Origin of the sequence: Micromonospora sp. NPDC001898 (assembly GCF_042891255.1) — a bacterium.
Classification (GTDB): domain Bacteria; phylum Actinomycetota; class Actinomycetes; order Mycobacteriales; family Micromonosporaceae; genus Micromonospora.
The window spans coordinates 79,468-100,242 of record NZ_JBIATC010000014.1 but is presented as its reverse complement, the minus strand read 5'-3'; the positions used below and the strand labels follow the sequence as shown (position 1 = coordinate 100,242).

The following is a 20,775-nucleotide window of genomic DNA, read 5'->3' as shown; positions in this document are numbered from 1 at the left end:
GCAGCCCGGAGCCGTCTACGTCGCCACCAGGGCTGCGACCACCTGTCCCCCGAGGGCTACGATGGCCGGCGCGACCGGCGGGACGGGTCCGCCGCCCGAAGGGGCGGCCAGCACCGGACGCCGCGTCGCTTCCAGGCAAATCTGGTGCCTGAGGTGCGCTGTCCATCGTTCGAGAGGACCAGGATGCAGGAAAGCGAGACAGGCGAACGGCTCGGCCACGAGTCCCCGCGTCGACACCTTCCGGTCGAGTCGCAGTCGGTCGACCCCGACAGTCCGCTCCTGCCCGACATGCTCGCTCTCTGGCGGGAGTTGCTCAGCCAGCCCGAGCTGCCGGTGGACGCCGACTTCTTCGCCTCCGGCGGCCAGTCGCTGCTGGCGATCCAGCTTCTCCAACGGGTACGCCGGACGCTCGGCATTCCGGTTCCACTGGACACGCTCATCTCGGCGCCCACCCCGCGCCGGTTCGCCGAACGGCTGACCGTCCTGCGCGCCGAGCACCGCCGGGACGGGCCGGCGGACCGGCCGGTGTCCCAGTCGGCGACCGGTGCGCTGGACCGGGCGATCGCCGAGGCGATCGGGGAGGTCCGACACCTCGGCATCCAGCTCTACGTCTCGATCGCCGGCAAGCCGGTGCACGACCGGGTCGCCGGCCACCGCGAGGACGGCACACCGCTGGGGCCCGACGACGTTCTGCCCTGGTTCAGCGGTGGCAAGCCGCTACTCGCGGCGGCCCTGTGTGAGCTGTGGCGCCGCGGGTCACTCGACCCGAACGAGCCGGTGGCGACCTACCTGCCGGGGTTCGGCACCGACGGCAAGGCCGCGATCACCCTCCGGAACCTGCTCACCCACTCCTCGGGGCGACTGCTCACCGACGACCCGCGCAGCGCCGACCCTTACTGCGTGGGCTACGCGCAGGCGGTCCAGGGAGCTCTCGCGGCCCGGCTGCACCCGGACGACGTGCCCGGTCAGCAGCCGTCGTACTGCTCCTCGGCTATCGGCTGGCTGGTGCTGTCCGAGGTGGTCCGACAGCTGGACGGCCGCGACTTCGACCAGTTCGTGACCGACGAGATCGCCGGTCCGCTCGGCACGACGTACCACTATGGTTTCTCCGCCGACGAGCTGCGGGTGCTCGGCGGCCAGGTGGGCACCTACCACCGGCACAGGGCGGCGGAGCTCAGCAGCCCGCAGGAGGTGGAGACCGCTGCCGAGACCCGGCGGCTGCTGGCCAGCGGCCTGGTCCACACGACCCGGCATCCGGGTGAGGGGCTGTGGGCCAGCGCCCGCAGCATGGCCCGGTTCTACGAGCTGCTCTGCCATCATGCGGTGGGCGACGCGTGGAGTGCCGGGCATGATGGCCTGCTGGACGCACCGACCGTCCAGCAGATGATCCGACCGCAGCGACCGAGCTTCTTCGGGGAGGCTCCCCTCATCGACTTCGGGTTGGGCCTGACGCTGGAGAGCAGACGGCACGGGGAGGAACACGCGTACTACGGGTCACACACCAGCCCCCGCACCTTCGGTCACCAGGGCCACGGGTCGTCGCCGATGGCATACGTCGACCCGGAACACGAGCTGGTGGTGGCCTTCAACGGCAACGGACTGCCCGGCTTCGTGTCGGGCAAATCCATCTGGCACCGGGTCAGTGACGCTATCTACCGGGAACTGGGGCTGGTGTCACCGACCGCCCGGTGATGAACTCCGCCAACAGCCGACCGGCTCCGGCGTCCGCGAGCAGGTCGGCGCGGGGAACGTCGAACCGGACCCGGCGGTCGCCGACCGCCGGGAAGGCGTCATCGGGGTGCGTGGCGGACATGACGGTCAGCACCGGGAGCCGCAGCGCGGTGACCGGTGTCGGCAGCTCCGCGAGAGCGGCCACCACCAGGTACGACAGGTAGCGCTGGAACCGGACGGCGAGGTCGTCGACGAGGTCGTCGTCCAGGTCCAACTCCCGGCCGACCTGGCCGGCGGTCCGGACGTAGCTGTCACAGAGACGCCGGGCCAGGCCCACCAGGGCGGCCCCTCCCGGCCCCGGGCCGGACGCCTCATCGCCGCTGGTCGGCGGCTGGTCGAGCACCGCCACCAGCGATTCGATCGCGCTGTGGTACGCCTCCAGGAGCAGTTCGTGGGTCGCCACCGCAGGATCGACCAGCACCAGGCTGACCGGGTGTCCGTGGGTGGTGAGGTCGTGCGCCAGGCGGGTGGCCACGGTCGCGCCGGAGCAGTATCCGATCACCGCCGAGATCCGCGCACCGGTGGCGAGGACCGCGTCCCGCCAGGCGTCGACCTGCCGGACGGCGTCGACCGGGTCGTCGATGACGCGGTCCGGCGGCCGGGTGGCCAGCACGGTACAGCCGGACGGCAGCCGGGCGGCCAGGTCCACAAACCCGGCCTCCGGCCTGGCCCCGCCGAAGTCGACGGTGAGCACGAGGTCCTGCCCGCCATCACCTACCCGGAGCAGGCTCCACATCTCCGTGTCCACGAGGTCTCCTCAGTTCAGGGTCGGGTACGACGGCCGTCCGAGCGGGACGGCCACGTCCATGATCTTCTGGCGCGACAACGCCTATCTCGATCATGGCCGCTTACCCCCACCAGCACCACCGAACAAGTCGGTCGACACCTACCGATCAAATCAGTGATCATCAAGTCGAACGGCCGCCACGCCGAGCCGGACGCCGCCGACACCCCGGGACCGGGTCGGACGCAGGGGACGCTCGTCGGACGAGCCGAACGTCAGCGCTCCGGTGTCAAAGCGGGGGAACTCATTCGGGATCGGGACGGTACGCACGTAGGAAGACTCGTACGCCGCTCGTGACGATTTGATCAAGCTCGGCCTCGTCGATCAGCTCGGCGCCGATCAGTGATCGGAGGCTGACGGCGTTGGTGACGAGGGCTCCGAGGTGGCCGGCCGCTTCCAGTGGGTCGGGCAGGTGCAGCAGCCCGCGGTCGGCGAAGCTGGCCAGCCGCGCGGCCAGCATCCGCTGGGTCGCGTTCGCCCCCCGCCACTGCGGCAGCAGGGCAGGGAAGTGGGGGGCCTCGGCGATCATCAGTCGCATCACGGCGGCCCGCTCGGGCGACCGGGCGACAGCGGTGGCGAGTTCACGACCGAACGCGAGCAGGCCGTCGGGCAGGTCACCGTCCGCCGGGAGGGTTCGGTCCAGCAGCGCGCCGAAGGCGGCGTCGGTGGCCTTGATGGTGTCCGTCAGCACGCCCACGAACAGCCGTTCCTTGTCGCCGTAGTAGTCGTAGATGGTCCGCTTGGACACCCCGGCCTCGGCGGCGATCGCGTCGACGCTGGCCCGCGCGTAGCCCTCCCGGACGAATGTCGTCAGGGCTGCCTGTTCGATGACGGCCCGCTTGTCCGCGGAGCCCCGGCGCAGCGTTCGGTCGGTGTTGGCCGGCGGGCGGGGCATGAGCGGACTCCTCAATCAGAGCGATGACCTCTACACCGTGCAGTGTACTCATCTACACTGCACGGTGTAGTGTGACACGCATGACGTCTTCCGCCACAGACCCCAAACAGCCCGCAGGCAGGCCTGACGGGGCTGAGTCCGGTTCGACGGCCACACCCGATCGCCCGGCCGGTCCCGGTGCCATGGCCGGACCCGACCCCGTTACCGAACCGGATGCCGCCACCGGCAACGCCCCGCTGGATCCCGCCCTGGTCAGGTTGGCCGTAATCGTCGTACTCGGGGCGCTGACCGCCATGCTCGACATGACGATGGTCAGCGTGGCGCTGGCCCGCCTTAGCCACGATTTCGGCACCTCGGTCGCGACCGTGCAGTGGGTCAGTACCGGTTACCTGCTCACCATCGCCATGGTCATCCCGCTGACCGCCTGGGCGGTGGAACGTTTCGGCACCAGACGGGTGTGGCTGTCCGCCCTCACCATCTTCCTGGCCGGCTCGGCGCTGTGTGGCACCGCCTGGTCGGTGGGCAGCCTGATCGCGTTCCGGGTGGTGCAGGGGATCGGCGGCGGCATGATCGTGCCGCTGGCAATGATGATCCTGGCCCAGGCGGCCGGTCCGGCGCGCAGGGGTCGGGTGATGAGCATGGTCGCCGTTCCCGGACAACTCGCGCCGATCGCCGGTCCGCTGCTCGGCGGCCTGATCGTGGACGCCGCGAGCTGGCGGTGGATCTTCTATGTCAACCTGCCAATCGGGCTGGTCGCTCTGTTCCTGGCCTGGCGCGGGATACCGCGCGCCGCCCAGGCGCCGTCCGCTGGCCCGCTCGACGTGCTCGGGCTGGCTCTGCTCTCGCCGGGCCTCGCCGTCACGATCTACGGTCTGTACCGGGCGGGCGTGCAACGCTCGCTTGCCGCCCTGCCGATCCTGGTGGCCCTCGCGATCGGGCTGACGCTGCTCGGCGCCTTCGCGGTGCACGCGCTGCGGGCCAGGACCACCCCGGTCCTCGACCTGCGACTGTTCAGCAGCCGGGCGTTCGCCGCGACGGCAGCGCTCAACTTCCTATCCCGGATGTCGATCTTCGGGGCGATGATCCTGCTGCCGCTCTACTACCAGCAGGTGCGGGGCGAGAGCGCGCTGACGGCGGGCCTGCTGCTGGCACCGCAGAGCGTGGGCACCATGCTCGGCCTGCTGTTCGTCGGAAAGCTCACCGACCGAGTCGGTGCCCGTCCGGTCGTGCTGGTCGGCCTGACCGTCGCCGTCACCGGGACGGTGGCGTACACCCAGGTGCGGCCGAACTCCGACCCGGCACTGCTCGCGGTCGCCCTGCTGGTCTGGGGAATCGGCATCGCTGCCGCGACCGTGCCGGTGATGGCCGCCGCGTATCAGGGTCTGGCACCCGGCCTGATCCCGCGGGCAACCAGCGCTATCACCACCATCCAGACGGTCGGCGCGTCGTTCGGTGCCGCCGTCCTGGTGGTCATACTGCAGCGCCGGCTCACTGCCACCGCCGACGGCGGCGCAGCCGCCCGGGCCGTCGCGTACGGGTACACCTTCTGGTGGACACTCGCCTTCACCGCGCTCGCGTTCGTCCCAGCCCTGCTGCTGCCCGCCGCGCCGCGCCGCCGGTGAGGGAGCACCATCGGGCGGCGCCTCCGGGCCACACGGGAAGGCCACCAGCGGTCCGACGTCGTTGATCCCGTCGAGGCGATGCCCGCAGGCGTCGCCGCGCCGCACATCCCACGGGCGGCTACCGCGACGTCTTCCGCACGGGCGCGAGTACCGGTCGGGTGCCGCGGCGCCGGTCCGGCGCATGCTGGACCGGCGCCGCGAATCCGCTACTTTTCCTCGGAATCGTCCGAGGTGTTTGAGCCGTTGCCGTTGCTGGCCTGGTTCATCATTCCGCCGAGGGCGCTGAGGCTGCTCGCGGCCTTTCCGGCCGGGACCAGCTTGGACGCCGCTTCGACGGCAATGGTGGCCATCTTCTGCTGGTGTTCGGCGGCGGTCTTCATGGCCTCGTTGGCACGAGCGCCGGCATCCTTGTCGTTGTTTGCTGCGGCCTCGATGCCCTTGCTGAGCATCTGACTCATCTCAGCCGCTCCGGCGATGTCCTTGAACAGGTTGGCGGTGGACAAGACCTGCATCGCCGCCTGGGTGGCGGCCGGGTCGGGCAGGGCCGCGACCGTCTGGAACTTGGCCTCACTCGCGCCGAGCTGGGCGACCTTGACGTCCACCTCCTGGTTGCGGGTGCCGGTACTGACCGCCGCGATGTCGGTGGGCAGGATCGGGATCGGCGAGTCCTTCCAGTTCCAGAAGCGGGTCAGGTCGATCTTCTCGGCGGCGTTGGCACGACCCAGGACGGCTTCGGCGAAGACGCCGTTGGTGGCGATGCCGACCTTGGCGGTGACCGACTTGCCCAGCGTCGTGCTGTCCGCCGAACGCGCCTTGAGCCAGTCCTGCCGATCCTGCTCGCTGCTGAAGTTCCAGCGGAAACCGAGATAGTTGCCGGTGGCCGCGACCGGTTTCGGGTCGAGCAGCATGCCGAGCGGGACCGCGTCACCCTTGCCGCCCGGCGGCAGGTAGGAGTAGTTGGCAAGGATGCGGCTCAGCGTCAGCTCGTCAGCGTTCGCCCAGACGGCCTGGCTGTAGTAGCGACGGTTGTCGTTGAGGTGGTCCAGGACGGCCTGCGGCACCTTCCCGCCGCGCAGGTGAAAGCCGAGCGCGGCGATGTAGGTCCGGCTGCCGGTGCGGACGGTGGAGCCGAGCAGCCCGCAGATCGCCGCGCCGCCGGCGTCCTCGGTCAGGTCCGGCGTGGTCGGTCCGGCGGCGGGGCCGAAGCTGACCATCCCGGTCTGCAACGTCAGGCGCAGCCCGGCGAGGCTGCCCCGGGCGGCCGTGCCGGTCCAGTAGTCGACGGAGAGCAGCTTCTCACCGGCCTTGAAGTCGTAGGAACCGTGCTGCAGCACGCCCGAGCCGCCGGTGTCGCCGCAGCGATACGTGTGGCCTGGGATGACGAGCCGAACGCTGCGGATGCCGACGTTGTCCCACCACACGTCGATCTTGGTAGGCCACCCCGACTCCGGCGGCGGCGGGTCGTCGAACGCGGTGAGCGCCTCACGCGGCGCGGTCAACAGCCGGTAGAGCATGCCCTTGTCGTTCATCAGCCAGAACTCACCACCACCGGCCGAAACGATCTTAATTGGGAACGCTGCGGTCATGGGCGCGGTCCCGATCTTGCCGGGTGTCCATGTCGACGAGCCGGGCTCGACCATCATGATCTTCTTGTCGCCGGTGACGCCCCAGATGACACCGTCCGGCGCAGCGGTCAAGCTCACGATGCCAGGAGTGGGCGCCGGGCGCTCCGTCCAGGTCGAGCCGGTCCGCTCGAAGGTCTTGCCGCCCTTGCAGTACCAGACCCGCTCGCTGTTGACCACGGCGAGGTCGTCGACTGCGATGTCAGATCGCTGCCAGCCGCTCCCGACCAGCTGATGAATGTCCGCTGACCCCCACAGGAAGGTCGTGCCGTCGCTGCCACTAGCGATTCCCAGGCCGGATGCGCCCTGCGGGGCCGTTCGCCACGTCGCCCCGTCGAACATCAAGATCACATTGTCCGGCCGGATTCCCCACACCGTGTCCTTGCCCGGCGCGATCCGCTTGAGGCCGCTGGCGGGCAGGCCGGTGGTGGGCAGCGGATTCCACTGCCGCGCGACGGGATCGAAGCGCACCGGAGCCCCATCGAGCTTCCGGACACCGTAGACGCCCATGGCCGATGCCGCGAGGTCGAGCAGATCGATGCCCTCGAACAGCTGGTTGCCCGGCGCCTCCGCCGCGGCGCAACCTTCCAGCTTGCGTACGGTCGACTCGAGTGGATTGGCGTCGCGGATCCGGGTGGCCCAGTCCTTCGGCGCCACGCTGGCCAGCACCTCCTTGTACCGCTGGAGGTTGTTGTGCGTGAAGGAGAGTTCCTGCAACGGGATGAACAGGCACCGCTCGGCGGTCACCGGTTTCGTCGTCACCTCGTAGACCTGCACGACCTCGTAGTACTGGACCGACAGTGCGTGCATGTGGTTGTAGTTGGTCACCACCCGGGTGGTGACCTGCTCCTTCTCCGATTGCGAGGTCTCCCGGACCACCGTCATGTGCCGGCTGCGAGCCGCCGTCGCCACCTGCTGGGTACGTGCGCTGATCTGCTGTGCGGCGTCCGAGGCGACCGAGCGAATGCCGGTGGAGCGGACGACGTTCGTCGCGAAGCCGCTGTTGGAGGAGTTGCTCCAGGTGCCGCCGAGGTTCAGGCCGAACAGCGCCACTCCCCCGCCGCCGCCCTTGCTCGATGACGTCGACGCCTGTTGCATCGAGGAGGTGCCGTGCTGCTGCTCCTGGGCGATCGTGTTGGCCACCTCGGAGATCGAGCGGTCCTGGTCGGTGCGGCTGGTGAGCTGGTCCTTCTCGCTGGTCGCCTCGGTGCCGGTGCCGCGGGTGCGCCGTTCCCAGTCGACGACGGCGACTCTGGTGCTCTCTCCGGGTGCCAGGGCGAGGCTGTGCAGCAGCCGGCCCAGCGTGACGCCCTTCACCGCCCAGCTCTGCTCGGTGGTGACGATCATTCCCTCGGCGGGGCGGTCGTAGAACGGCAGGTTCTCCTCGCCGAGGTCGATGGCCCCGGTCAGTTTCCGGGCCGGTTTCGTGCCCGGAATGTCGGTCAGCACCACCGACTGGTAGCGGACGATCTCTACCGGATGGTCGCCGCTGGCGGGCAGGAGGTCTGCCGGTGTGGCTCCGTCGAGGGGGCCGGTCGCCGGCTTTGTGGTTTGCTGACCGTTCTGTGCTGCGGGCATGGTGAGCCTTTCCACGCGGGATCAACGAAAGTCCGAAGCGGACTGTCAAGAATTTGCGAGCCGATATCTGGACCGGCCAAGAACGCGAATAGCCGATCCGCCGAAGATTGATACTGGAGTGCTGCGGACTGCCCAGGTCGAAACGACGGGTCAACGCCATGGTTCGGGAGGGGGTCCGGTCGTTGGGTCGGTGGCGGATCGGCGGGTGTCGCATGCCGCCCACAGGTATCGCATTCGAAGGGGTGATGGCGCATCACCCCTCCTCGGACGCCGGGGGTGAAAAGCCGGATGATGCCCGCGTGGATTGAGGGCGCATCGCCCCCTCGGATAGGCGCCGCGCGAGGAGGGAGGGTGCCGAATGGGCTGTCAGCAAGGCGACAACGCCCGGCATCGGGGCAGGCAGTGGTATCCGTTACGGCTACGGAGGCCCGGCCCCTCGATTGACTGAGGCCACCCCCTCAACGACACTACGCGTGACGGCTCGGGCACCAATGGTGCACGCCGGAAACAGGGGGGTGTGTCAGCCGGTGCCCGAGAGGCTTCCTACCAATATGGGGCCGGGCTGGCCTGATGCGTGGCCGGCACGCCGACCCGTCGGCGTGGTGGAGGTGCTGATCGCGCCCAAGATCCATGTTCCCGCCGTGCCGCCCGAATGGGCAGGCCGTCCCAAGCTGCTTGCCGCACTTGACGATGCCGATGCGGCGCGGCTGGTGACGTTGATCGCCCCCGCGGGGTTCGGCAAGTCCACACTGCTGGCGTTGTGGCACGCCCACCCGGGCCGCCGCCGGGCGCTGGCGGTGCTCGCCGTCGACGCGCGCGACAACGACCCCGTGCTGTTGTGGTCGGGCATCCTCGCCGCGCTGACCGCAGCGGCGCCGGGACCGCAGTGGACGGCAGTGGCCCGGCTACTGCGCCAGACAAACCCGGACATCGACGCCGCGGTGCTGCCCGCGGTGTGCGCGGCGCTCGCCCCGCAGGCCGCTACGACCGGGGTGACTCTGGCCATCGACGACTGCCATCTGCTCACCGAACCGGCGTGTCACCGCCAGCTCGCCGCCTTCGTCACGGCGCAACCGCCCAACTGCCAACTGCTGATCGCCTCCCGCCGCAACCCACCACTGCGCCTGGCCCGGCTTCGCGCCAGCGGGCGCCTGCTGGAGATCGGTCCCGCCGAGCTGCGCTTCGACGCTGGTGACGCCGCCTGGCTGGCCAGCACCGCCACCGCCGGGGTCGACCCGCACGACGGCACCGCGCAGGCCCTGATCGAGGCCGGCGAGGGCTGGCCCGTCGCGGTGCACCTGGCCGCCCGCGCGATGCGGCACCACGCCGACACGGCAACGGTGCTCACCCAGCTGACCGCCAGCCACGGCCACCTCGACGACTACATCACTGAGGAGATCCTCGACGGCCTCACCCGCCAGCAGGCCGTGGCCCTGGCTCGTACCGCGGTCCTGGAGCAGCTCACCACCGCTTTGGCCCAGGCGGTGGCCTGCGACGACCTGCCCGCCCTCGACTCGCGCCACCCGAACGGGCTGCTGCTGGTCCCGCTGGACACCACCGGTGAATGGTTCCGCCACCACCACCTGATCCAGCACGCCCTACGACAGCGGTTGCACCGCGACGAACCGCACATGCTCGCACGCCTGCACCGCCGTGCCGCCGCCTGGCTGCACGCGCAGGGCCGCACCGAAGACGCGATCGAGCACAGCCTGACCGCCGGCGACACCGCCACCGCCATCACGTCGATCGCCTCCGCCTACATGGCGGCGATCAACACCGGACGACGGGTGACCGTACGCGCGTGGCTCGACCGCCTCGGCACCGACACGGTCGCCGCCAGCGCTCCGGCGGCCATCGCGGCCGCCTGGGTCGCCGCCGTCAGCGGCGACCGCCCGGCCGTCGAACACTGGCTGCGCATCGCTGAACACCTCGGCCACCCAGGACCGCTACCGGACGGCACGGCGTCAGTCACCTCCGCCGCCGCCCTGGTCCGGGCCATCTTCGGTTTCGACGGACTCAAACCGATGACCGAAGCCGCGCACATTGCCGTCGAGCAGGAAACCGACCCCACCAGCCCTTGGTACGCCATGGCCCGCACCGCCCTCGGCTGCGCTCACTACCTCGGCGACAAGTCACCCGCAGCCCTCGAACCCCTCCGCCACGCGACGGGCAGCCACGCCGCCACCCCCATGGTGCGTACCCTTGCCACCGGCGTGCTCGCGCTCGCGCAACACCATCTTGGCCAGCACGAAAGGGCGGCAGCGACCGCCGCCGCCGCTGAAGAGCTGGCCGAACACTTCGGCCTGCAACAGTCGCCACAGGCCAGCATGGCCTACATCGCCCAAGCCGCAGTCGCCATCCATCAGGGCGAGCACGACCGCGCGCAAACCCTGCTCGAGCTGACCCTCGCACTACGTCGGCGCGCTCCCGGGATGAGCCCTTGGCCCACTCTCTGCGGTCTGACCCGATTGGCCGAGCTGTACCTGAACACCGGCAATCACGTCGGCGCCGCCGCCTGCATCACCGAGGCCCGCGCTCTGATCGACGAGTTCCCCGACCCGCACAGCCCGCTGCTCGAACTCCTCGACCGACTCGACCGGTACCCCCGCCCGGCACCGCACGCCACCCGCCAACCCACCACACTCACCACCCAGGAACACGCCCTGCTACGGCTGCTACCCGCACCGATGACCCTGCCGCAGATCGCGGCGCACCGGCACGTCAGCCTCAACACCATCAAAACCCAGACCCGCGCCATCTACCGCAAACTCGGCGTCGCCCACCGGACCGCCGCCGTCACCACCGCCCGCCGCCACGGGCTCATTCCCTGAACCCCCTGCTGAACCTGACGGCAAGGTCGAACGGCGGCCGGCGCGGCGTACGCGAGATCCGGGTAACCGACGCCGACGGGAGTGCCTTCACCCACGCGGCGCAGGTCTTCCGCATTCTCCGCAGCGTCCACGACCTGCCCGGCCGGCCCTAGACCCGGGAGCCGGACCGGCTCAATGCCGCGCGGGCATCGGCCCTCAGTTGGGCCCGGTCAGGTTTGCCCGGGCCGATCACCGGCAGTTCCCGGCGAATTTCGATCAAGCTGGGGACATAGCTGTCGGACAGTTCCTCGGCGACATGACGGCGCAACTCCTCAGGGTCCACGACCACGCCGGGCTTCGGCACGACTGCGGCATAGATCCGCTCCACACGGTCGGGATCCTCCACGCCGCACACCGCGGCCTGGGACACGCCGGGCGCCTGGTTCAGCACCCTTTCGACTGCCTCGGGATGGATCCGGATTCCCTTGACCTTCATCATGTCCGAGAGCCGGCCGCTCAGGTGCAGGTAACCGCCGGCGTCGAGGTGCCCGACGTCGCCGGTGCGAATCCAGCCGTCCCGGACGAGCGTCGCGGTCAGTTCGGGCTCGTGCCAGTAGCCGGCCGACGGCCAGCGTGGCTTCGCACAGACCTCGCCGATCTCGCCGACGGGCAGGGCCGCGCCGGTCTCCGGGTGCCGGATGCTCAGCGCCGCGGGGTTCACCGGCCGGCCGACGGTGCCGCATGTGCGCAGGTCCTTGTGGTCGTCCGGGGAGAGCACAGTGATCGCGTCGCCGGCCTCGCTTGTGCCGTAGCCCTGGATCAGCACCGGACCGAAGATCTCCCGGGCCTCGCGCAGCCGGAGCGGCGCCCCGGGGCTGCCCATGTAGAACAGCTCGGTCAAGGTGGACAGGTCCGTGCCCGCCCGGTCCGGGTGCTCGGCGAGCGCGTTCACCTGCGGAGTGCCGAGCATGAGCCGGCTGATCCGGTGATGGGCGACCGCGCGCAGCACGGCCCCCGCCTCGAAGCCGTTGTGCAGCACCACCAAGCCACCGGAGACGAGCGTGTCGTCCGCGGCGAACCCGCTGGAATGGGTGAGCGGCGCGGTGATCAGGAGATTCGTCCGACCGCAGCGGCCTGCGGCGCTCGCGCCGGATATGGGTGGCAGCCACGGTGCGGACGCGACCATGTCGTTCTTGACCCCGAAGGTCCAGCAGACGCCCTTCGGCAGGCCGCTCGACCCACTGGTCTGGGTGATCACCGCGAGGTCGTCGTCGGTGATGTCCGCGCAGGGCTCGACTCCGTCGCCGGATCCGGCAGTCAGGTCCACGGTGTCCGGACCCCCGGCCCCGAGAACCGCCAGGACCGGACGCTCGGCCCCGGTCGCGAGCAGGTCACGCGCCCGCCCCTCGTGAGCCACGTCGACCGCCAGCATCCGTGCGCCCAGGTCCGCGACGACGGCGCGCTGCAACTCCAGCCGCAGTTCGTCGTCGGGGACGACGGCGCTCACACCGCGCACGTGCGCGGCGGTCGCCCCCCGCAGGTTGGCGGCCCAGCGCAGAATCAGGGTGGCGGCGGTGTTGGGCTCGGTGAAAATGGACACGACGTCCCCACGGGTGATGCCCTGGCGGCCCATCGCCGCCGCGGCCCGGCGGGTGGCGTCGGCGATCTCCCCCGCCGTGAGGATGACACCGCCACTGACTATCGCGGCGCGATCCGGATCGGCGTCGAATTGGCTCAGCAAACGCTGCACATAATGCGGGTGCGTCGTACTCATAACCCGGTTTCGCCTTCCTTCTCCGGGAAGACGCGATGACCAGCGCCGACCGCAGATCGCAGGTTAACCTGCGGGGCAGCGTGGTCCCCATCCCTCACATTGACGGCACCCGGCCGCCGGGAAATGGGTGGGCGCGCTTTTCGGGGAGGCCGAATCGCATCCGCGCCGAACCATCGATCGTCACCCCTCGCCTGTGCCGCCGGGGCGGGTGCGGCCACCGATTGTGCGTCGGTCCGTCGGGCCGGCAGCGGAAACCATTCATCCTGGTAGGGGCGCGAATCCGTTGCGCGATCCTAGTATCGGCCGCAGCGGATTGACTCCGTCACTGTCGTCGTGAGGAGACCGCACCGTGCCCGGTCCGCTGGACACCAATCCGCTGTTCGCGCTCCTCGACCACTCCGTGCGCCGCGACCCGTACCCGATCCTCGCCGAGCTGCGGGCGGCCAGCCCGCTGCGCGCCGGTGACCTGGTCGTCGTCGGCGACCACGCCACCTGCATGGCGGTGCTACGCAACCCGGCGATGGGCAACGACACCCTCGGCTACCCGAGCATCGCCGAGGTGCTGCCTCGGTCGAACTCGCTGATGGTGCTCGAGTCGCTCTTCTTCATGGACCCGCCCGAGCACGGCCGCCAGCGCAACCTGATCTCCAAGTCGTTCACCCCGCGGATCACCGGCCGGTACGAGCCGATGATCCGCGGCACCGTCGACCGCGTCTACGCCGACCTGGCGGATCGCGGCTCGTTCGACGTCGTCGAGTACGCGACCCGCGTGTCGCTGGGCGTGATCTGCGAGCTGATGGCGATCCCCGACGGCGACGTGGCCATGCTCAAGGACTGGTCGGACGAGCTGGCCCTGGCCACCGAGGTGCCGACGCTGTCCGCCGCGTTCCGCAGCCCGGAGCTGTTCAGCGAGGAGGAGGTCGGCGGCTTCGCGAAGACCTCGTTCGAGATCCACGCGTACTTCGCCGACCTGATCCACAAGCGACGCCGGCAGCCGGGCGAAGACCTGATCTCCAGCCTGATCGAGGTCCGCGACGGCGGCGAGTCGCTGACCCGCCCCGAGATCACCAACGTGCTGCTCAACCTGTTCGCCGCCGCCCACGAGTCGGTGACCAACGTGATCTCCAGCGGGGTGCTGGCGCTGCACCGCAACCGCGACCAGCTGGCCCTGGTGCGCGAGCGGCACGAGATCGCGCCACTGCTGGTCAGCGAGGTGCTGCGGTACGACGCTCCGGTGCAGCTCACCGCCCGGGTCGTGCTGCGGCCCACCACGGTCGGCGAGCTGCGGGTCGAGCCGGGCACGGTCGTGGTGCTGCTGCTGGCCGCGGGCAACCGGGACGAGGCCGCGTTCCCCGGGGCCGACCGGTTCAAGGCCGACCGCAAGCCGAAGAGCATGCAGCTTTCCTTCGGCGCCGGGCCGCACTACTGCATCGGTGCCGCGCTGGCCAAGCAGGAGGCGGAGATCGCGCTGTCCGCGTTCGCGACCCGACCGTCCGGGTTCGAGGCCGACGAGGACGCGCTCGACTACCGCCAGCACGTCGTGGTGCGCGGCCTGCGGACCCTGCCCGTCACCCTGCGGCCCTGAGCGGAGGGAGTGACGTGCGCGTCGCCGACGACAAGATGCGGCAGTACCTCAAGATGGTCACCGCCGACCTGCTCGCCACGAAGGAGAAGCTGCGCCGGTGCGAGGAACGCGCCGACGACCCGGTCGTGGTGGTCGGCACCGGGTGCCGGTTCCCGGGCGGGGTGCGCTCGGCGCAGGACCTGTGGGACCTGGTCGACGCGGGCCGCGACGCGATCGGCGACTTCCCCGGCGACCGCCACTGGGACGTCGAGGCGCTGTACGACCCGGACCCTCAGGCCGGGCAGGAGGGGCGCTCGTACGTGCGCGAGGGCGGCTTCATCGACGCCGGCGCGTTCGATGCGGGCTTCTTCGGCATCTCGCCGCGCGAGGCGCTGGTGATGGACCCGCAGCAGCGCGTCCTGCTGGAGGTCGTCTGGGAGACCCTGGAGTCCGCCGGCATCGACCCCGAGGCGCTACGCGACAGCGACACCGGTGTCTTCTGCGGGGTGACCGGGCACGACTACGACACCCTGTGGAAGGCGTCGCCGTACTCGCCCCACGGCATCATCGGCAACATCGCCAGCGTGGTGTCGGGCCGGGTGTCGTACTTCTTCGACTTCACCGGCCCCTCGGTCACCGTGGACACGGCGTGCTCGTCGTCGCTGGTCGCGATCCACCAGGCGGCGCTGGCGCTGCGCGCCCGGGAGTGCTCGCTGGCGGTGGCGGCCGGGGTGACGATCCTGAGCACCTCGCGCAGCTTCGTGGAGTTCTGCGGGCAGGGCGTCATCTCGCGGACCGCCCGCTGCCGGTCGTTCGCGGCCGGCGCGGACGGCACGATCTGGGCCGAGGGCGCCGGGGTCGTGCTGCTGGAACGCCTCTCCGACGCGCGCCGCAACGGGCACCGGGTGCTGGCGACGCTGCGCGGCTCGGCGGTCAACCAGGACGGCCGCAGCAACGGCCTGTCGGCGCCCAACGGCGAGGCGCAGCGGCGGGTGATCGGCGCGGCGCTGGCCGACGCCGGGTTGTCGCCGCGCGACGTGGACGCGGTGGAGGCGCACGGCACGGGCACGGCGCTGGGCGACCCGATTGAGGGCGGGGCGCTGGTGGCCACGTACGGCCACGGCCGGGCGCCGCAGCGCCCCCTGCGCCTCGGCTCGGTGAAGTCGAACATCGGGCACAGCCAGGCCGCCGCCGGCGTGGCCGGCGTCCTCAAAATGATCATGGCGATGCGGCACCGGCGCCTGCCCCGGACTCTGCACGTGGACGAGCCCACCGCGAAGGTCGACTGGCGGGGTGCGGTCGCGCTGCTCACCGAGCCGGTCGAGTGGGAGCGCGGGCACGGGCCGCGCCGCGCCGCGGTGTCCTCGTTCGGGATCAGCGGCACCAACGCCCACCTCATCCTCGAGGAGGCGCCCGAGGACGAGGACGAGGTGGGGACCACGGCCACCGGCACGCTGCCCGTGCTCGCCTGGCCGGTCTCGGCCAAGACCGAGCGGGCACTTCCCGCGCAGGCCGCCGGGCTGCTCGACGTCGCCGGGCGCACCGGCCCGGCCGACCTCGGATTCTCGCTGGCCACCACGAGATCGGCGTTCCGGCACCGGGCGGTCCTGCTCGGCCGCGACCGCGACCGCCTGCTGAACGGGCTGCACGGCCTGGCCGGCGGCGAACCGGGCCCCGAGGTCGTGACCGGTGTCGCCACGGCCGGCCGCGTCGGGATGCTCTTCACCGGCCAGGGCTCGCAGCGCCCGGGCATGGCCCTTGCGCTGGCCAAGGAGAACCCGGTCTTCGACGAGATCTGCACCGAGCTCGACAAACACCTGGAAACCCCGCTGCGCGAGATTCTCGCGGCCCCCGACGGCGGCCTGCTCGACCGTACGGATCACGCCCAGGCCGCCCTGTTCGCGGTCGAGGTCGCGCTGTTCCGAATCTACGAGGGCTGGGGCCTGCGACCGCGAGTCCTGCTCGGGCACTCGATCGGGGAGATCGCGGCGGCCCACGTCGCCGGGGTGTGGTCGCTCGCCGACGCCTGCCGGCTCGTCGCCGCACGGGGACGGCTGATGGCCGCGCTGCCCGAGGGCGGCGCCATGCTTTCCGTACGCGCGCCCGAGCACGACGTCCTGCCCTCCCTGGAAGGGCGCGGCGACCGGGTCGCGATCGCGGCCGTCAACGCGGCCGACGCCGTCGTGGTGTCCGGCGAGCTCGCCGAGATCGAACGTCTGGAGAGCCTCTGGGCCGGCGAGGGGCGGCGCACCCGGCGGCTGCGGGTCAGCCACGCCTTCCACTCCCCCCTGATGGAGCCGATGCTCGCCGAGTTCGAGGCCGTCGTGGCGGGCCTGACCGCGCACGAGCCCCGGATCCCGATCGTCTCCAACGTGACCGGCCGCCTCGCCACCGCCGGGCAGCTCACCTCACCCGCGTACTGGGCCCGACAGATACGCCGCACGGTCCGCTTCCACGACGGGCTCGGCGCCGTGCTCGCCAAGGGCGTCGACGTCCTGCTCGAACTCGGCCCCGACGCGGTGCTCAGCCCGCTGGTCGAGCAGGCGGTCGCCGTGCCCACGCTGCGCAAGGGCCACGACGACGAAGAGTCGGTGCTACGCGCGCTGGCGACGGTGTGGGCGCACGGGGCCGCCGTGGACTGGCGCGCGGTGTTCGCCCCGGCCGCTCCCCGCGCCGTGGCCCTGCCCACCTACCCGTTCCAGCACGAGCACTACTGGCTGTCCGCGCCGGCCGGGGCCGCCGATGTCGCCGCCGCCGGGCTCGGGCGCTCCGCGCACCCGTTCCTGGGCGCGGTGGTTGACCTCGCCGACGGCGACGGCCGCGTCCTGACCGGGCGGCTCTCGCTGGCTGAGCACCCGTGGCTGGCGGGGCACCGCGTGCACGACACCCTGATCCTGCCCGCGACCGCGTTCGTCGAGATGGCCCTGCACGCCGGCGAGGTGACCGGGTGCGAGGTGCTGCGCGAGCTGACCCTGCAGGCGCCGCTGCTACCGCCCGAGGACGGTGGCGTCCGGATCCAGATCCAGGTCGGCGCCCCCGACGACACGGGCACCCGAACCGTACGCGTGTTCTCCCGCCCCGACGATGACGGCCCCTGGCAGCAGCACGCCGCAGGCCTGCTCGCGCCGGGCGGCTCCCCCGGCGAGCCGGCACTGACCTCGTGGCCGCCGCCCGGCCTGGTGCCGACGATCGGCGGCGGCATCTACGAGCGGCCCGACCTGGCCGGCGGCTGGGACTACACCGGCGCGTTCCGCGGAATGGGCCGGGTCTGGCTGCGCGAGCTGCCCGGCGGCGGCACCGAGGTGTACGGCGAGGTCGCCCTGCCCGCCGAGCACGAGCGCGAGGCCGGCCACTACCGCCTCCACCCGGCGCTGCTGGACGCGGCGCTGCAGACCGTCGGGCTCGGCCCGTACCTGCGGGCGGTCGACACCGGCACGGGCGTCATGCCGTTCACCTGGTCGGGGTTCACCCTGCACCGGCCCGGCCCGGCCAAGCTGCGGGTCCGGGTACGCGGCACCGACGGGCAGGTGAAGCTGACCCTCGCCGACGACGTCGGCCTGCCGGTGGCGACCGTGGAGAACCTGGTCTGGCGGCCGATCCCGGCCCGCCTGTCGGCGCCGCCCGGCCGCCGCGGCGACCGGGCGCTGCTCGGCCTCGACTGGGTCGAGGCCACCGGTTCCGTCGATGCGCAGGCCGAGGTGTATCGCGTGGTGGCCGAGGAGGGCGACGACGTTCCCGCCCTGGTCCGCGCCACCGTCGAGCGGGTGACCGGCGACCTGGCCGGGTGGCTCGCCGACGCACGCCACGCCGGCACGCGGCTGGCGGTGCTGACCCGCGGCGCGGTCGCCGCCGGGCCCGGCGAGACGGCCGGCCTGATCGCGGCGCCCGCGCTCGGCCTGGCGCGCGCCGCGCAGGCCGAGCACCCGGGCCGGATCGTGCTGGTCGACGTCGACGAGCACACTCCGGAGGACACCGCAGTAGCCCTGGCGCTGACCACGGGCGCCCCGCAGGTCGCGGTGCGCGACGGCCGGGTGCTCGTGCCCGTGCTGCGACCGGCCGACGCCGACGGCCTGCTACGCGTGCCCGAAGAGCCGGCCTGGCGGCTCGCGGCGTCCGGCGCGGGCACCCTCGACGGCCTCGCGCTCGTGCCGTTCCCCGAGGCCCTGGAGCCGCTCGGCGACCGCGACGTACGCGTCGAGGTGCGGGCCGCCGGCGTGAACTTCCGCGACGTGCTGATCGCCCTGGGCATGTACCCCGGGTCCGCGATACCGGGTGCCGAGGCCGCGGGCATGGTGCGGGAGGTGGGCCCCGAGGTGACCCGGGTACGCCCCGGCGACCGGGTGACGGGCGTGTTCGGCGGCGCGTTCGGGGCGGTCGCGGTCACCGACGAACGCCTGGTCGCGCCGATGCCACCGGGCTGGTCCTTCGAGGACGCCGCGGCCCTGCCGATCGCCTGGCTCACCGCGTACCACGGTCTCGCCGACCTGGCCCGCCTGCGGCCCGGCGAGACCGTGCTCGTCCACTCCGGGGCCGGGGGCGTGGGCATCGCGGCGGTCCAGCTCGCCCGGCATCTGGGCGCCGAGGTGTTCGCCACGGCCAGCGCCGGCAAGTGGGCGGTGCTGCGCGACCTCGGCCTCGACGACGACCACCTCGCCTCCAGCCGCACCACCGAATTCGAGCAGCGCTTCCGCGCGAGCACCGGGGGACGCGGCTTGGACGTCGTACTGAACTCGCTCACCGGCGAGTTCCTGGACGCCTCGCTGCGGCTGCTCGCCCCCGGCGGACGGTTCGTGGAGATCGGCAAGGCCGACCCGCGCGACCCTGCGGAACTCGCCGGCCGGGGCATCTCCTACCAGGCGTTCGACCTGGTCGAGTCCGCCGGTCCGGACCGGATCGCCGACATGAGCGCCGAACTGCTCGCCCTCTTCGAGCGGGGTGTGCTGCGCCTGCCGCCGCGACGCGACTGGGACATCCGGCGGGCGCCGGAGGCGCTGCGCTTCGTCAGCCAGGCCCGGCACGTCGGCAAGGTCGTGCTCACCGTGCCACGGACGGCCCGGCCCGAGGACACGGTGCTGATCACCGGTGCCTCCGGCCGGCTGGGCCGCGACCTGGCCCGGCACCTGGCCCGCGGCGGTGCCCGGCGGCTACTGCTGTTCAGCCGGCGCGGCCCGGACGCGCCCGGAACCGACGCGCTGGTCGCCGAGCTGACCGCGGCCGGAGCCACGGTGTCGGTGGTCGCCGGCGACATCGGCTCCCGCGAGGACGTCCGGCGCGTGCTGGACTCCGTCGTGCCGGAGCATCCGCTGGGCGCCGTCGTGCACGCCGCAGGCGTGCTGGCCGACGGGGTGCTCGGCTCGATCACCGGCGAGCAGTTGGAGCGGGTGCTGCGCCCCAAGGTCGACGGCGCCTGGCACCTGCACGAGCTGACCCGCGACGCGCCGCCGGCCGAGTTCGTGTGCTTCTCCTCCGCGGCCGGGGTGCTCGGCGCGGCCGGGCAGGGCGCGTACGCCGCAGCCAACTCGTTCCTGGACGCGCTCATGACCGAGCGACGCGCCGCGGGGCTGCCCGCGACGTCGCTGGCCTGGGGGCCGTGGGCGCCCGACGGCGACGATTCCTCGGGTGCGGGCATGGCGGGCGGGCTCGGCGCCGCCGACTGGGCCCGGCTGGGCCGCGGCGGCATGCTCGGCCTGACCACCGAGCAGGGCCTGGACCTGTGGGACGCGGCGCGGGCCAGCGACCGGGTGATGCTCGCCCCGATGCGCCTCGACCTGACGACGATCGCCGGGCTCGACGAGCACGACGTCCCGGCGATGCTGCGCGAACTCGCCGGGCGTTCCGGGCGGCGCCGCGCGGTCCGGCCCCGGTCCGCGCCGGCGGTGTCGCCCGAGGCCCTGGGGGCGCTCGCCCCGGCGCGGCGGCGCGGGCGGCTGCGCGAACTCGTCCGCACTCACGTGGCCGCAGTGCTCGGCTATGCCTCGGCCGACGAGGTCGCCGTCGAACTGCCCTTCCACGACCTGGGCTTCGACTCGCTCACCTCGGTGGAACTGCGCAACCGGATCAGCGGCGCGACCGGGCTGCAACTACCCGCCACCCTCGCCTTCGACCAACCGACGCCGCTCGCCCTGATCGAGCACCTCGACGCGGAACTCACGCGGACCGCAGCGACGCCCGCCGAACCGACGCCCGACCCCTCGGTACTGGACGGGCTGGCGGCCCTGGAGGCCGGCGCTGCGGGACTGGACGACGAGACACGCGGCAAGGTGCGTGCCCGGCTGCGGGCGTTGCTGGACGTGCTGACGCCCGGCGACGCCGGCGACGACCGGGCGGCGCTGCGCTCGGCGACCACCGTGGAGGAGCTGTTCGACTTCGTGGACCGTGAATTCGGCTGAGAGGTG

General features: G+C 71.9%; 10 protein-coding genes. 6 read left to right on the top strand and 4 right to left on the bottom strand.

The window, feature by feature from the left end; translation table 11 throughout:
- Window positions 1-183 precede the first annotated feature (183 nt).
- On the top strand, window positions 184-1,692 hold the full coding sequence (locus ACFYZF_RS24260) for a serine hydrolase (protein ID WP_387024367.1): 1,509 nt from the start codon (window positions 184-186) through the stop codon (window positions 1,690-1,692).
- On the opposite strand, the gene ACFYZF_RS24255 is transcribed toward ACFYZF_RS24260, so the two are convergent.
- Both ACFYZF_RS24255 and ACFYZF_RS24250 read right to left on the bottom strand, forming a co-directional pair.
- Window positions 1,649-2,479: a hypothetical protein gene (locus ACFYZF_RS24255; protein ID WP_387024365.1), complete on the bottom strand. Its 831-nt coding sequence runs from the start codon at window positions 2,477-2,479 to the stop codon at window positions 1,649-1,651. The two genes, ACFYZF_RS24260 and ACFYZF_RS24255, sit on opposite strands and share 44 nt — an antisense overlap.
- A gap of 280 nt (window positions 2,480-2,759) precedes the next feature.
- Window positions 2,760-3,410 (bottom strand): TetR/AcrR family transcriptional regulator, encoded by a 651-nt coding sequence (locus ACFYZF_RS24250; RefSeq protein ID WP_387024364.1) that lies wholly within the window; start codon window positions 3,408-3,410, stop codon window positions 2,760-2,762.
- Between the two features lie 182 nt (window positions 3,411-3,592).
- Here ACFYZF_RS24250 and ACFYZF_RS24245 point away from each other — a divergent pair, with 182 nt between their 5' ends.
- Window positions 3,593-5,032 (top strand): DHA2 family efflux MFS transporter permease subunit, encoded by a 1,440-nt coding sequence (locus ACFYZF_RS24245; protein WP_387024362.1) that lies wholly within the window; start codon window positions 3,593-3,595, stop codon window positions 5,030-5,032.
- 206 nt (window positions 5,033-5,238) lie between these two features.
- Here ACFYZF_RS24245 and ACFYZF_RS24240 read toward each other — a convergent pair whose 3' ends face one another.
- Window positions 5,239-7,797, bottom strand: a complete 2,559-nt coding sequence (locus ACFYZF_RS24240; RefSeq protein WP_387024360.1) for a hypothetical protein — start codon at window positions 7,795-7,797, stop codon at window positions 5,239-5,241.
- On the opposite strand from ACFYZF_RS24240, the gene ACFYZF_RS24235 reads away from it, so the two are divergent.
- On the top strand, window positions 7,787-8,023 hold the full coding sequence (locus ACFYZF_RS24235) for a hypothetical protein (protein WP_387024358.1): 237 nt from the start codon (window positions 7,787-7,789) through the stop codon (window positions 8,021-8,023). The genes ACFYZF_RS24240 and ACFYZF_RS24235 overlap by 11 nt on opposite strands.
- Window positions 8,024-8,942: 919 nt before the next feature.
- The gene (locus ACFYZF_RS24230; protein WP_387024356.1) at window positions 8,943-11,063 is read left to right on the top strand and encodes a LuxR C-terminal-related transcriptional regulator; all 2,121 of its coding nucleotides are present in this window, start codon (window positions 8,943-8,945) and stop codon (window positions 11,061-11,063) included.
- 148 nt (window positions 11,064-11,211) lie between these two features.
- Here ACFYZF_RS24230 and ACFYZF_RS24225 read toward each other — a convergent pair whose 3' ends face one another.
- Window positions 11,212-12,816, bottom strand: coding sequence for a fatty acid--CoA ligase family protein (locus ACFYZF_RS24225; protein WP_387024354.1), 1,605 nt, complete (start codon window positions 12,814-12,816; stop codon window positions 11,212-11,214).
- Between the two features lie 349 nt (window positions 12,817-13,165).
- Here ACFYZF_RS24225 and ACFYZF_RS24220 point away from each other — a divergent pair, with 349 nt between their 5' ends.
- Window positions 13,166-14,401 (top strand): cytochrome P450, encoded by a 1,236-nt coding sequence (locus ACFYZF_RS24220; protein ID WP_387024352.1) that lies wholly within the window; start codon window positions 13,166-13,168, stop codon window positions 14,399-14,401.
- A gap of 14 nt (window positions 14,402-14,415) precedes the next feature.
- Entirely contained in the window at window positions 14,416-20,769 is a 6,354-nt protein-coding gene (locus ACFYZF_RS24215; protein WP_387024350.1) for an SDR family NAD(P)-dependent oxidoreductase, read from the top strand.
- The last annotated feature ends 6 nt before the right edge of the window (window positions 20,770-20,775 follow it).